At 40.7% G+C, this 13464-nt stretch carries 11 protein-coding genes; 4 read left to right on the forward strand and 7 right to left on the reverse strand.

Annotated elements, in window-relative coordinates; translation table 11 throughout:
• The first annotated feature begins 216 nt into the window (after positions 1-216).
• Positions 217-585: a DUF423 domain-containing protein gene (locus GR929_RS03725; protein WP_159517593.1), complete on the forward strand. Its 369-nt coding sequence runs from the start codon at positions 217-219 to the stop codon at positions 583-585.
• A gap of 169 nt (positions 586-754) precedes the next feature.
• On the opposite strand, the gene GR929_RS03730 is transcribed toward GR929_RS03725, so the two are convergent.
• From GR929_RS03730 to GR929_RS03745, 4 genes are read right to left on the reverse strand one after another with little or no spacing between them, the layout of a single operon-like run.
• Positions 755-2143 (reverse strand): TolC family protein, encoded by a 1389-nt coding sequence (locus tag GR929_RS03730; RefSeq protein ID WP_159517594.1) that lies wholly within the window; start codon positions 2141-2143, stop codon positions 755-757.
• A 27-nt stretch (positions 2144-2170) separates the two neighbouring features.
• Positions 2171-5320, reverse strand: coding sequence for an efflux RND transporter permease subunit (locus tag GR929_RS03735; protein ID WP_159517595.1), 3150 nt, complete (start codon positions 5318-5320; stop codon positions 2171-2173).
• Positions 5321-5334: 14 nt separating this feature from the next.
• Complete coding sequence (locus tag GR929_RS03740) at positions 5335-6522, reverse strand: efflux RND transporter periplasmic adaptor subunit (protein WP_159517596.1); 1188 nt, start codon at positions 6520-6522, stop codon at positions 5335-5337.
• Between the two features lie 37 nt (positions 6523-6559).
• Positions 6560-7009: a MarR family winged helix-turn-helix transcriptional regulator gene (locus GR929_RS03745; RefSeq protein WP_159517597.1), complete on the reverse strand. Its 450-nt coding sequence runs from the start codon at positions 7007-7009 to the stop codon at positions 6560-6562.
• A 1068-nt stretch (positions 7010-8077) separates the two neighbouring features.
• Between GR929_RS03745 and GR929_RS03750 the strand changes: the two genes are divergently transcribed.
• The 3 genes from GR929_RS03750 (at position 8078) to GR929_RS03760 (ending at position 10493) form a co-directional block, all read left to right on the forward strand.
• Positions 8078-9316 (forward strand): glycoside hydrolase family 130 protein, encoded by a 1239-nt coding sequence (locus tag GR929_RS03750; RefSeq protein ID WP_235934055.1) that lies wholly within the window; start codon positions 8078-8080, stop codon positions 9314-9316.
• Positions 9317-9698: 382 nt separating this feature from the next.
• Complete coding sequence (locus GR929_RS03755; protein WP_159517599.1) at positions 9699-10199, forward strand: hypothetical protein; 501 nt, start codon at positions 9699-9701, stop codon at positions 10197-10199.
• A gap of 27 nt (positions 10200-10226) precedes the next feature.
• On the forward strand, positions 10227-10493 hold the full coding sequence (locus GR929_RS03760; protein ID WP_159517600.1) for a cold-shock protein: 267 nt from the start codon (positions 10227-10229) through the stop codon (positions 10491-10493).
• On the opposite strand, the gene GR929_RS03765 is transcribed toward GR929_RS03760, so the two are convergent.
• The 3 genes from GR929_RS03765 to GR929_RS03770 all read right to left on the reverse strand — a co-directional run bounded on the left by GR929_RS03765 (position 10479) and on the right by GR929_RS03770 (position 13461).
• A complete protein-coding gene (locus tag GR929_RS03765; RefSeq protein WP_159517601.1) occupies positions 10479-12725 on the reverse strand; it encodes a glycosyltransferase family 4 protein in 2247 nt (748 codons plus the stop codon). The genes GR929_RS03760 and GR929_RS03765 overlap by 15 nt on opposite strands.
• A 246-nt stretch (positions 12726-12971) precedes the next feature.
• On the reverse strand, positions 12972-13097 hold the full coding sequence (locus tag GR929_RS21970) for a hypothetical protein (RefSeq protein ID WP_262886036.1): 126 nt from the start codon (positions 13095-13097) through the stop codon (positions 12972-12974).
• Between the two features lie 40 nt (positions 13098-13137).
• Positions 13138-13461, reverse strand: coding sequence for a cupin domain-containing protein (locus tag GR929_RS03770; RefSeq protein ID WP_201300894.1), 324 nt, complete (start codon positions 13459-13461; stop codon positions 13138-13140).
• Between the last annotated feature and the right edge of the window lie 3 nt (positions 13462-13464).

A 13464-nucleotide genomic window follows, 5' to 3' on the forward strand; every position in this document is an offset into this window, starting at 1 on the left:
GAAGTGATTGGACGCTTGGTTTTTCAGTATTGTATGCCCTTATTTTTCAATATAAATATAATAAGCGTTCTGTGTTTCGGGCATCTAAATTAAAGAGTTTTAGAGAATAAATGACTTCGGCGGTGGTATTTCCTTGAAGGAATCTAATGTTGGCTCATTTTTAACAAAAGCTGAGGAGTATTGTTATCAAGGATGAAATATAGAACCACAACAAAAATGAGTAAAACAATATTGATGTTGGCCGCTGCATTATTAGCGGCCGCTGTTATCCTGGGAGCTTTCGGAGCCCACGCCTTAAAAGCAAAACTTACCGACGATTTGATGCAGGTTTATAAAACCGGGGTGGAATACCATTTTTATCATGCATTGGGCCTGTTGCTGGTTGGGGTATTGGCTGTTCAAATGCCGTCAAGCTTAATCAGCTGGTCGGCTATTTGCCTCACTGCCGGCATTGTCATTTTTTCGGGTAGCTTGTATGTGTTGGCTATTACCGGTATTCGTTGGCTGGGAGCCATCACACCAATTGGCGGACTGAGTTTTATTGCCGGTTGGGTGCTGCTGTTTTTGGCTATTTGGAAAAAGTGAGCGCTGTCGGTTAAAAAATGAAGTTTGGATAAAAGCCCAACTGGATAAAGTCACCTTGAATTTATTTCAGGGTCTGTTTGATATTGACACAGATTCCGAAATAAGTTAGGGATGACGCTCCTGTTTTAGAGGTTTTTATCCAAACTTCAAATTGAAAGCAAGAGTACGTTTACTTCCAGCCGCCACCAAGTGCGCGGTAAAGCGAAACCACTGCACTAAGTTTTTGCAGGTGGTCGTTTACATCGCTGAGCTGAGCTCCCAGCAAGCTCTGTTGGGCATTCAGTACCTCTGTGTAGGTGGCCGATCCATAAGTCAGCAACTCCCGGGTGTAGTCTACCGACTTTTCCAGTGCCTCCAATTGTTGAGCTCGCAACGACATTTTCCGTTCGGTGTTTTCGTACGAATTCAGTGCATTATTTACTTCCTGTCCGGCATTCAGTAAGGTATTTCGGAGGCTTAATAAAGCTTCTTCCTGCTGCGCTTTGGCAACTTTTAGTCGGGTGACATTTGCCCGCTTATTGAATAATGGCGCGGTTAATCCACCGATAACGTTCGACGCAAATGATGTTGGATCGAGTAATTCGTCCAAATCGCTGGCAGCAAACCCCGTTGATGCGGTAATGGTTAGCGATGGGTAAAAATAGCCACGAGCGTTATTGGTCATTTCAAAAGCACTCATCACCGAATACTCCGATTGCATCACATCGGGTCGATTTTCGAGTAATTGAGAAGGAACACCAATTTCCAGTAGTGCGCTTATTTCCTGATCGCTCAGCTTGTTACGCTGAATTGACCCGGGAACGCGTCCCAGCAAGGTAGAAAGGGCGTTTTCTGATTCGCGGATTTGCTGCTCCAAGTCAGGAATGGTGACTTCCGCCGCATATCGTGCTGCCTGGCTTTGAACCACTGCAGCTCCGGTTACACGTCCGCTTTCTTTCAGCACTTTTATTGTTTCAACCAAATCGATGTTATTTTTCACCGTTTGGCGGGTAATGGCCAATTTGGCATCCAGCGAAGTCAGCTTGTAATAGGCCAGTGCAATGTTGGCAATTAGTCGCGTTTGCACGGCTTTTTTCCCTGCTTCGCTTGCTAATAAATCAGCATAAGCTGCACGTTTTGAGCTGCGTAATTTTCCCCAAATGTCAACTTCCCAGCTAGCTTCTACCCCCAGTTGATAGCTGCTCACATCGCGTGGCCCATCCGGGTAGATCGATTTTGGATTGTGCTGGTAATTGCCGGTTCCTTTGGCGTTAACTCCCGGAAGAAGCGATGCTTTGCTTTGTCCGAAATAGGCTTCTGCCTGCAGTACCCGCTGAGTGGCAATTTGCAGGTCAGGATTGTTGTTTAGACCTTCTTCTATTAAATCCGTCAAAAGAGGGTCAGTAAACAATTCCTGCCAAGGTTTATCTGCGATGGTTGCCGAGTCTGTTTGTTCGGTTCCGAAAAGCCCTTCGGTATTAACGGTATCTGGTTGAAAGTGTCGGGAAGTGCTGCATGAAAATAGCACTACCGATACGCCAGCCAGCAAAATGATATGTTTGAATGAATTTGTTTTCATAATCGTTCTGTTTTTTTCCGGAATAAGCTATTCCATGGTGTTCATGTCTGAAATTTCTATTATTTCCGGTTTCTTGATTTTTTCCTGAAGTGTTTGGAAAACAACGTACATAGCCGGGATGACAAGAATTCCGATCAATGTTCCGACCAGCATACCTCCGGCGGCACCAACACCAATGGAGCGGTTACCATTGGCTCCAACACCTCCGGCAAGCACCAACGGGATTAACCCGAAGATAAACGCAAAGGAGGTCATCAGGATAGGCCGTAAACGGGCCGTTGCGCCTTCCACTGCTGACTGAATGATTGACATTCCAGCTAGACGTCTTTGCAAGGCAAACTCAACAATCAGAATCGCGTTTTTGGCTAACAAACCAATCAGCATAATTAATGAAATCTGTAGGTAGATATTATTGTCCACTCCCATTATTTTGGCAAAAATGAAAGAACCGGCAATCCCAATTGGCAATGAGATTAGAATGGAAAGCGGTAGTATGTAACTTTCATATTGCGCTGCCAACAAGAAATAAACGAAGACCAGACAAAGGATGAATATGAATACCGTTTGGTTTCCTGAAGCTATTTCCTCACGGGTTAGGCCGGAAAATTCGTAGGTGTAACCGGGTGGCAGTGTTTCTGCTGCAACCTCTTCAACCGCGTTAATAGCATCACCAGTACTGAATCCAGCATTTGGAGAACTGTTCACCGAAATTGAAGTATACATGTTGAACCTGGTGATGTTTTCAGGTCCGTATACTCTGTTCAGAGTAACGAATGAAGTGATGGGTGCCATTTCGCCGTTGGAAGTTCGCACCATAATGTTATTCAGATCCTCCGGGTTGCCACGATAACTTGGACCCGCTTGTAGCATGACACGATATTGTTTCCCAAAACGGTTAAAATCGGATGCATAATATCCACCAATGTACCCCTGCAGGACAGAGAGCACCGTGCTGGTAGTGATGCCTGACTGCATACACTTAGCGACATCAACATCGACCAGAAACTGAGGAAACCGGGTATTAAAGGAAGTCATTGCATATTGCATCTCCGGGCGCTGGCTAAGTGCTCCAAGAAATTTTTGCGCGATTCCTTCGAATTTTTGGATATCTCCACCCGTTTTATCCTGTAACTGGAGCTCAACACCTCCTGAGATACTGAATCCGGGAACCATTGGTGGCGTAATAAACAGAATGCGAGCATCTTTAATATGAGAAGTGGCTCCGTAAAGTCTTTTAATGACACTATTTATATCTTGGCCTTCACCTTTTCTTTCATCAAATGGTTTCAGGTCACAAAACATCATTCCGTAGGAACCTCCCTGACCACTGATAAGCGAACGGCCAACAATCGCTGACCTTCCTTCTATCTCAGGCGTTTTAGCTAATATTTGGTCAACTTGTTGGACAACCTCTCTTGTTTGTTCTGCTGAAGTTGCAGGAGGCATGCTAATGTCAACAATCATGATTCCGGTATCTTCAGAAGGTACAAAGCTTGTGGGGGTTGTTCTGACCAGGTAAAGGAGTCCAGCGGAAAAAATAATAATCAGTCCAAAGGACAGCCATTTTCTGACCATAAAGAAGTGAGTGGTCTTTTTATACTTTTCTGTCATTGCATCGAATGCTACGTTAAACGACGCGTAGAAACGTTGCATTAAACCCGCATTATGAAGTTTACTTTCGCTATGAGGCTTTAAGAAAATGGCACATAGAGCCGGACTTAGTGTTAATGCATTTACGGCCGACAAAACAATCGCCACGGCCAGTGTAATCCCGAATTGTTTATAGAAAACTCCGGTTGTTCCGGTAATGAAAGTCACCGGAATAAACACCGCGGCCATAACCAGCGTAATGGAAACAATCGCAGTGGAGATTTCGCTCATGGCTGATACCGCCGCTTCTTTAGCATTTTTAGCTCCCTGATCCAGCTTGGCATGCACGGCCTCGACAACCACAATGGCGTCGTCGACCACAATTCCAATGGCAAGCACCAAGGCAAATAATGTCAGTAGGTTAATGGTAAAACCAAAAACATTTAGGAAGAAAAATGTACCAATAATTGCCACCGGAACTGAAATTGCAGGAATCAGAGTTGCCCGGAAATTTTGTAAGAAAATAAACACAACGATGAATACCAGTACAAAGGCTTCAAGTAAGGTGCTGATTACTTTTTCGATAGATGCATCCAGGAAGTCATTGGCATTAATTAAAACATGATATTTTACTCCTTCCGGAAATGTTTCCGCAACATTGTCCAGTACTTTTTGAACTTCAACGTTAACCTCGCGAGCATTTGAGCCCGCTGATTGGAAAATTGCCATGGCAATACCCGGTTGCCCCATTGCCTCAGTGGATGAAGCATAGCTCAAAGAGCCCATCTCTACTCTTGCCACGTCGCTAAGGCGAAGGATATTTCCGTCTTGATCTGCCTTTATAATGATGTTTTCAAATTCTTTGGGCATTGATAGTTTTCCCTTGTACTTCAGCACATATTCAAAGGTTTGGTTGTTTTGTTCTCCAAACTTTCCGGGAGCTGCTTCCAGGTTTTGCGCATTCAGTGCAGCAACAACGTCGGACGGCATTAAATTGTAAGTTGCCATCATGTCGGGTTTTAACCAAATCCGCATGGAATAGTCTTTTGAACCAAAAACCAAGGCTTGTCCAACTCCACTTACACGCTGAATTTGAGGGAGCAAGTTAATTTGACTGTAGTTTTGTAGGAATGTCTCGTCGTATCTGCCATCCTCGCTATACATCGAGAATACCATCAACATACTATTTTGCCGTTTGGCTGTAATTACCCCGGCACGGTTTACTTCGGCTGGCAATAAGCTGGTAGCTCGTGCTACTCGGTTTTGCACGTTTACGGCTGCCATATCGGCATCGGTACCTTGCTTAAAATAAACCTGAATGGTTGCGACCCCGTTATTACTGGCAGTTGAAGACATGTAGGTCATGTCTTCAACTCCGTTGATTTGTTCTTCGAGGGGGGTAATGACACTTTTGAGCACTGTTTCGGCATTGGCACCGGTATAGGATGTCGAAACCTGAATGGTTGGCGGAGCGATGTCCGGATATTGCTCAATAGGTAAGCTGGTCAATCCCAGCACTCCGAGTATGACGATAATGATTGAGATGACCGATGATAGGATTGGCCGTTCTATAAATCTTCTGAACATGATTTTTGTAGATTTTAGTTTTTAACCTGATTCGTTGAAGTGCTGCTTTGAGCTGAATTTGTGTTTTCAACGAGTTTCGGTTTTACTGGTGTGTCGTCGCGAAGCGTTGACATTCCTTCAACAACCACCTGGTCGCCTTTTTGTAATCCTGAAGTTACCACGTATTGATCTTTCAGGTTTCCTGCTAAAACGTTGATTTCCGTATTTTTCACTTTATTGTCTTCACCAACAACATACACGAAATGTTTGCCCTGCAATTCGTAAGTTGCTTTTTGCGGGATCAGGAGAACGGATTCTAAATGTTGAGGAATGCTAACCAGACCACTGCTGCCGTTTCTCAACATACCGTCGCCATTTGGAAAAGATGCGCGAATGTTTACCGCTCCGGTTTGTTGATCAACTAATCCGCTGGCAGTTTGTATGTTCCCTTTTGTTGAGTAGGGAGTTTTATCGGCTAAGATTAGAGAAACCTTTGGGAGGTTTTCGAACTTCTTCTGAAGGTTGTCTCCCTTAAGATTTTTTGTTAATTGCAAAAAATCTCTTTCATTCATTGAAAAATAAGCATACATGCTTGATGTGTTCGAAACAGTAGTTAATGGTTGGGCAATGCTACTGCTTACTAAACTTCCGACGCGATAAGGAAATGTTCCGATGGTTCCGCTTGCAGGACTTGCGATAACCGTATACTGCAAATTAACTTTTGCATTCTCGAGGTTAGCTTTTGCTTGTGCCAACTGTGCTTTTGTAGATTCTAGTGTTGCCTCGGAGGACTTCAGATCATACTCGCTGATGATGCTTTTTTCAACCAATGGTTTGGTTTTTCCAAGGTTAATTTCTGCAGTCCTCACTTGTGCTTCGGCAACTTTTACTTGCGCTTCGGCTGAGCGAACCTGCGCTTGAATATCCTGCGCATTAAGGCGAAACAATACCTGACCTTTATTCACGTAAGCGCCTTCGTCAACCAGAATTTCGTCGATGTAGCCGGCAATACGCGGACGAATTTCTACAGTCTGTTGTCCTTCCAGGGTTGCTGGGTACTGTTTGTTTAAGGTAACAGCTCCTGGTTTTACGGCAATAACCTTGTATTCTCTGGCTTGTTGTGTTTGGCTTGCACCGTTTGCTCCTTGCTTTTGAGAGCAGGAAACGGCGGCAAACATCAGTAAAATGAAACTTAAGTTTCTGATTTGTCTAATTGTTTTCATGTTTCTATTGCTTGTTACTTGTATTTAGTTGATTTTGTCAACAGTACCACTGATCTTCTTCCAATCCACTATTTTCCTGAATGGTTTGTAGCACTTTAAAAAAGGAATTAACTTCTGTTTCACTCAGCCCGGCTAAAAGCTCATCCGATAGGTTTCGCGATATCTCTTTTGCTTCCAATAGGAGCTCATATCCTTTTTGTGTCAATATGAGATTTTTTTTACGTTTGTCGATTTTATCGGGTAACCGAACAACAATCCGTTTATCGAGCAAGGTGTTTACTTGCCTTAAAACTATCGACTTGTCTCTTTGTAGTTGATTTGATAAATCTTGTTGCGTTACATCTTCTCGATTATATAGTTGCAACAAAATTAGAAAGAAGTCCAAGCTCAGGTCGATGTTGTTTGCTTTAAACTTTGACGTTAATTTATGTTTGAATATTCGCATGGTTTGACCAAGCAAGTGACCCAATGGTTTTGGTAATTGCATATCTGTAAACTTTATGACGCGAAATTAGAACATATAGTTGACTTCGTCAACTACATGGGTTAAATAATCGTTAATAGAAGACATTAATGTCTTAATTAGCTGGTTCTGTGGCTCTTTTTGCTCTTAGTTTTATTGCTTTTGAAAAAAAGCAGACGAATTTTGCCGAATAATTAGCTTTTGAATAGAGATTGTTTTAAGGGGTGTACAAAATGCGATTGTCGGCTTTGCGACGAACACCAGATTCAAAGAAACCGTACTCTGGTATTTATTGGATTTACAACCAGATCATTGTTGGGAATAGCAGCTTTGAAAATAAGACATTTACATGACATAAAGCCTTTCAGGCGCTGTTGCTAAAGCAAATACTCACCAAGCTAATTCGAGCTTATCGTTGCAATTCTGTTAATTTTTTTAATATCTTTGAGCCGAAATCGAATGTGCTTGTTAATAAGCAAGTATGTTAGTAGCAAGCTGGGGATTCGTTGATTTATCAACACACCACAATTCCCGGTGAGCTCATGGTTTATTAGGTTTAGTTGGTTTAGGTTAGTTCCCGAGAGATCGGGACGGAAAAGGCAGTCAGAGGACTGCCTTTTTATTTTTGCAGGAAATATGATTATGTAAGGTAAGCTGAGTGTTTGAAAAAAGCAGACATAAAAAAGGTCAATCAGAAATGATTGACCTTTTGGAGCTCCCCAGGTAGTTGGACGTTACAACCTAATTTGTGAAGGTTTGGTGTGAATTACCACCTAACTAAAATTTCAACAAACAGATTATAATAGCAATTAATCTACTTTATCCATTACCTTTAGAAAATTCTAATGTGTATGATAAATGCAGGTAGCAGTAAACAGAAAAAATATAAAATTTATACCGGATTCATCGAGGGTAATCGCACGGTTTCTTTATACAGGTGATGAAAGGGCACTTAATACGATTCGTTCGGTTTTAAAGATGCCTGAGCATTCTACTTCACAGGCACTAAATCCCATATTGAGGGATTTTTCCCTACGGCACAGAAACATTTCAAAAATTTTCGAAAAGCATTTCAATAAAATTTCCCATCTGTTGAAACAATTGGACGTTGATCCTGATTTGCTGGATATTTCAACCAAGTCACTCATCGGCTCCTATTTTACAATGGAATATTCCATCGAATCGGCTGCTTTTTTTAATCCATCGGTTGTGGAGCATCCCGACCAGTCAGAAACTGGACCTGGCGAAAAAAGGGTGATTATCAGTTTCAGGGCCACTGGCGAAGGGCATATTTCGTCCATCGTATTCAGAACTGGAGTTCTTGATAAAAACAATAATCTTTCCATTGAACCGGTGGGTAAAATGCTGGAAGAGGCAAAGCATATCCGGCGACATTTGTATAACAAGGCTTCCTTTAAGAAGAAACTAAAAGAGATGGAGGATATTCATGCAATAATCCCCTCCGGTTTAATTCTCGACAAGTTAAATGATACATTTACCTACGGCGAACTGCGCGATTGTATAAGAGAAGCCAAAAAATCGTTGCATCTTGCTGCAGACAAGCAAGTTTTGTTTAACCAGATTATGTGGCTGGCCTCGTCTCATTACGAACTTGAATTTTCACTGGATACCAACATTTCTGAACGGGTAATTTTCCCTGTTTCAGCTAATGAAAAAAACGGTATTGAAGATGCGCGTTTTGTTAGATTTGTTGATGATGATGGTCAAATAAATTATTATGCAACTTATACGGCATATGATGGTACTACCATATTGCCAAAGATGCTCGATACTAAAGATTTTTACCATTTCCGAATTTTACCCCTGCATGGTGAAATTGCCCAAAACAAAGGGATGGCACTTTTCCCGCGTAAAGTGAATGGGAAGTATGCCATGCTCTGTCGTCTGGATGGTTTTAGTAACTACATCGCTTTTTCTGACAATATTTCCATTTGGCGCGAGGCAAAATTATTGCAGCAACCTAAATTTCCATGGGAATTTATTCAAATCGGAAACTGCGGGTCACCCATAGAAACACCGGAAGGTTGGTTGGTTTTAACTCATGGTGTTGGTCCGATGCGGGAGTATGTTCTCGGAGCATCGTTGTTCGATCTCCAAAATCCTGAAAAAGAAATTGGCCGATTGAAATCGCCGCTTTTGATGCCCAACACCGAAGAGAGGGAAGGATATGTACCCAATGTGGTTTATTCCTGTGGATCGATAATCAATAATGATGAATTAATAATCCCCTATGCAATGTCTGATTATGCTTCGACTTATGCAACCGTTGACCTGAGAGAGCTTCTGAACGAGTTGAAAAAGTCCAAATAATTTCCGGAATACATTCTGAAATAAATCTTTATTAAATTCATTTATAGGGAGTTATTTGATACAAGAAAACAAAAAAAATGTGTGAATCATGTAACTCTTATTCCTAATTGTGTAACACTTCCCTTTCTTTTTCAACGTAATTTGTATTCAATATAACTGACCTAACAATAATGGGGTCATAATATAATTGAGATGAAAAATACACTCTACATCATCGCGGGGCTACTTGCAACTCTTTGGGGCATAATAACATTTGGATTCTACTCGTTCCGTTATTTTGATTTACTTCTTCTTGCGGCTGGATTTATGGTCCTTCTCCAAATTCTTTTTAATAAAAAATCACCACAGAATTATAATAATAAATAAACTTTAAACATTTGAAATGAAAAAACACGTTTTAACTTTCGTTTTACTGATTGTAGCAGGCACAATTTTCGCACAAGGTCCAATTTCCAAGGGACAGACACAAGTTAATGTAGGGGTTGGACTTTCTTCCTGGGGAGTTCCAGTTTACTTAGGACTCGATCATGCAGTACATCCCGATATAACCCTGGGAGCAGAAGTGTCTTTCCGCTCGTATGATGACAACTGGCGTAATGACAAATACCATCACTCGATAATCGGTTTTTCAGGGAATGCCAATTATCATTTTAACACCGTATTAAATATACCTTCCCCATGGGACTTTTACGCAGGACTTAATCTTGGCTTTTATAACTGGAGTTCTCCTAACGATTACGACGGTTCACATAATTCAGGAGTTGGACTGGGCGCTCAGATTGGAGGCCGGTACTATTTCAGTAATAAAGTGGGTATAAACCTTGAGTTTGGTGGCGGAAATGCATTTAGCGGCGGAAAATTTGGAATAACTATTAAATTATAAGATGGAAACAAATTTTGAGATGAACAAATGGGGAAGAATAAAGCAACAGTAACATTTCACCATGACTCCAAAGGTTTTGAATTTATTAAAGACGCCAATTTGTCCGAAGAGTATTTCGCACACTCATCCGGTTTAAAGGATAGTATTGGAGAAAATGACGAAGTAACTTTTGATTTGGAAGAAGGTAAAAAAGGATTAAATGCAGTGAATGTCAAACTTGCTTCGTTAACAACAATTACAATCATATCTAATTTTATCCCGCTAAAAGCGGGATTTTTTTTATACCAATTTTAAGTCCGACTTATGAAATTCTTCGTAAGCCAGTAAAACAGTTAAATGCGAAATTAAATAAGCGAGCGAACTTTCAGCACCCTGGTTACGGTTAACTCCGTAGCTTTCGAAACCATCGCAACAGCCTTTAGTTTCAAAATCGTACAAACTCATACGCAAATCATTTTCACCCAAAAACCATAAAAATGAGGTGTGAAGTTTATTCAGGTAATCCTTATCTTTTGTTACTAAATATGCCCGGTGATACATTAACACCATTGCCATAGCATCAATTGGTTGTTGGGCAAAGACAGAACGTTCTCCCTCTTTTTTATACCACTTTTCATTTCCAATAATCGAAAGATAATTATCCTTTAAGGTATGGCTGGTCAGAAAATTCATCGATTCAATGGCTGTTTCGGTAATTCTCTGGTCGTTCAATATTTCTGCTGAGTGTAAAAGTGCTAACGGTAAAATACCATTATCGTATGCCAATAATGACTCGAACCAATTCCAATCATCAGTTTGGTTTTCATTATAATGTTTCATTAAACCATTTGCAAGATTTCTCAATCTTTCCGTCATGGAATCGTCTGATGGATTACTCTTCAGGTAATAACTTATTCCAATCATTGTATTGGCAATTCCTCGGATTGACGTTAACTTTTCAAAATTGGGAGCGGCATCAAAAAATACCAGTTTCCCGGTTTGGTAATAAGCGTCGTTTGGGGGATTCCCAAGCAAATAGCCAAGCGCCCAAATGGTTCTGCCGAAAGAATCTTCGGAGCCAACTTCATCCAAAAAATTCCGGTTAAAACTCAGAAAGTTACGGAAAGTACCATCCGGATTCTGGAGGTAATGAATGTAGCTTAAATAGATGGGCGACAATTCAAGCGCCTGCCTGTCTTTCTTCTGACGGTATGCCATCAAAACCATCAACAAAGCGCGCGCATTATCATCCAAACAATAGCCTTCTTTTAAATTGGGAATGCCAAATTTAGCGTGTTGAATAATGCCGGTATCATCGGTTAATCTTTTAATATGCGCAAGTGAAAAGGGGGGGAGAATGAGTAAGTCCGGCTCTGTTTCTTTTTGAATAGCAACCGAAGGCTCATCCTTCAATATTTTTTCAGCAAGTGTTACATATCTTTCACCAATTTTTGGCCATGTAATTTTTTTACCATATTCACCAGCATTATTTTTAAGTATCTTAAGTTCTTCAGGATTATCGAAGAGTTCAGTTAATGTTTCGGCAAGGTCGTCGGAGTCATTAAAATTAAATAGCTTTCCCCTTCCCTTTGCCAGCAATTCTGCAGCATGCCAGTATGGTGTTGAAAGTACTGCTGCCCCTACTCCAACTGCATACGAAAGGGTTCCGCTGGTAATTTGGGCTTCGTTTAAATAAGGTGTGATGTATATGTCGCAGGCGTATAGATATTTGAATAAGTCCTGTTCTTCAATAAATTCATTCAGGAAAATCACATGATTTTCAAGCTGGAGGTTTTTCACCAATCGAAGAAGGGAAATACGGTATTCTTCGCCGGAATGCCGTAGCACATTTGGATGCGTTTTCCCCAAAACGATATAAATAAGTTCGGGGTATTTTTTTACTATTACAGGGAGCGCTTTTATTACGGTTTCAATTCCCTTGCTTCGGCCAATAAAACCAAAAGTTAAGAGTACTTTTTTACTTTCGAGTTTAAACTCTTTCTTCGATTTTTCAGCACTAAAATGAATATCCGGAACCCCATGTTCTATCAGTGCTATTTTTTCTTTTGGAACATCGTAAATACTTACCAGAAAATCAACTGCTTTATGGCTCATCACTACAATTTTGTGTGCCATTTTGCATATTTCTTTCAAAACCGCCTTTTCGTTGTATGAAGGTGTTTTAAGAATGGTATGAAGCGTGACAATAAGTGGAACCTCAAGCCGGTGAAGCAGAGGAAGAATATAAACCCCGCTTTGACCACCAAAGATGCCAAATTCATGCTGAAGAATACAAACATCGGCGCCGCTAAGGTTAGTGTACCTTACTGCTTTTAAATAATCTTCCTGATGATCTTGCCGGATGATAGCTTTTACCTCTTTCGGGTATTTATAAGTTAGGTCGTTGTCATTCAGGGCAATTACAAAACCTTCATGTTTCTGATTTTTTAACCCGATGTCGGTTAACATCGACTTGAAAAGGTTATTTGTAAATGTTCCAATTCCGCATTCACGGGGTGGATATGTGGCGATATAAGTGATTTTCATGTATCTAAATTTTTAGATTTAAGAATCCAGACGCAAGACACAAATTTATCTTTATCCTGTTTCCTAAAAATCCTTTTATGTTCGTTGTGTTTGTTTAACTGCTTTAGAGCGTAATTTTGCCCATGTTTTTTATGCCATAAGATTAAAGATCGTGTTCAAAAAAAGCCAATTCTTTATTGGAAAATCTATATTGCTTCTTGCAATATTAGATCGAATCACTTTAACAGGCGACCAGCATATTCAGGCTTAGATTAAACCTGAATTCTTTTTCCCGGCCTTTTTTGCCGCTTTGTCAGCCCGCTTTTCTTTCAGGTTTTTTACGGCCTCTTTTTTTACATTTTTTCTCTCTTTTCCTTCTTTACTTTTTGCCATGATATTTATTTTTAGATGTTTCTGTTATAGCACACTTCCTTCATACCTGCTTTTGATTAATGTAGAAATCATTTTGAACCGACTGTTTGCTTTTACAAGATTCGAGGCATGTACGGGAATGATTATTCCTTGCCCTATTTGGCTGATTGTTAAGAACAACTTCGGCTGTTCCTTCTATAATCTGAATAAAGGTGTCGAACGGTGAAATTTTTTCTGCCAGCGCTTCGCCGGTATCAATGGCTAAAACGCTAATATTCCCTGTTGTTTTCCGGATAATGGATTCGCTAACCATGGAATTGGGTACATACTCAATGATTTCGATGAGGATATGGAGTTTCGACTTTTCAATTTCTTTTGTTTGCATCAA

The sequence above is a fragment of the Sunxiuqinia indica genome (genome assembly GCF_009847015.1).
GTDB lineage: Bacteria > Bacteroidota > Bacteroidia > Bacteroidales > Prolixibacteraceae > Sunxiuqinia > Sunxiuqinia indica.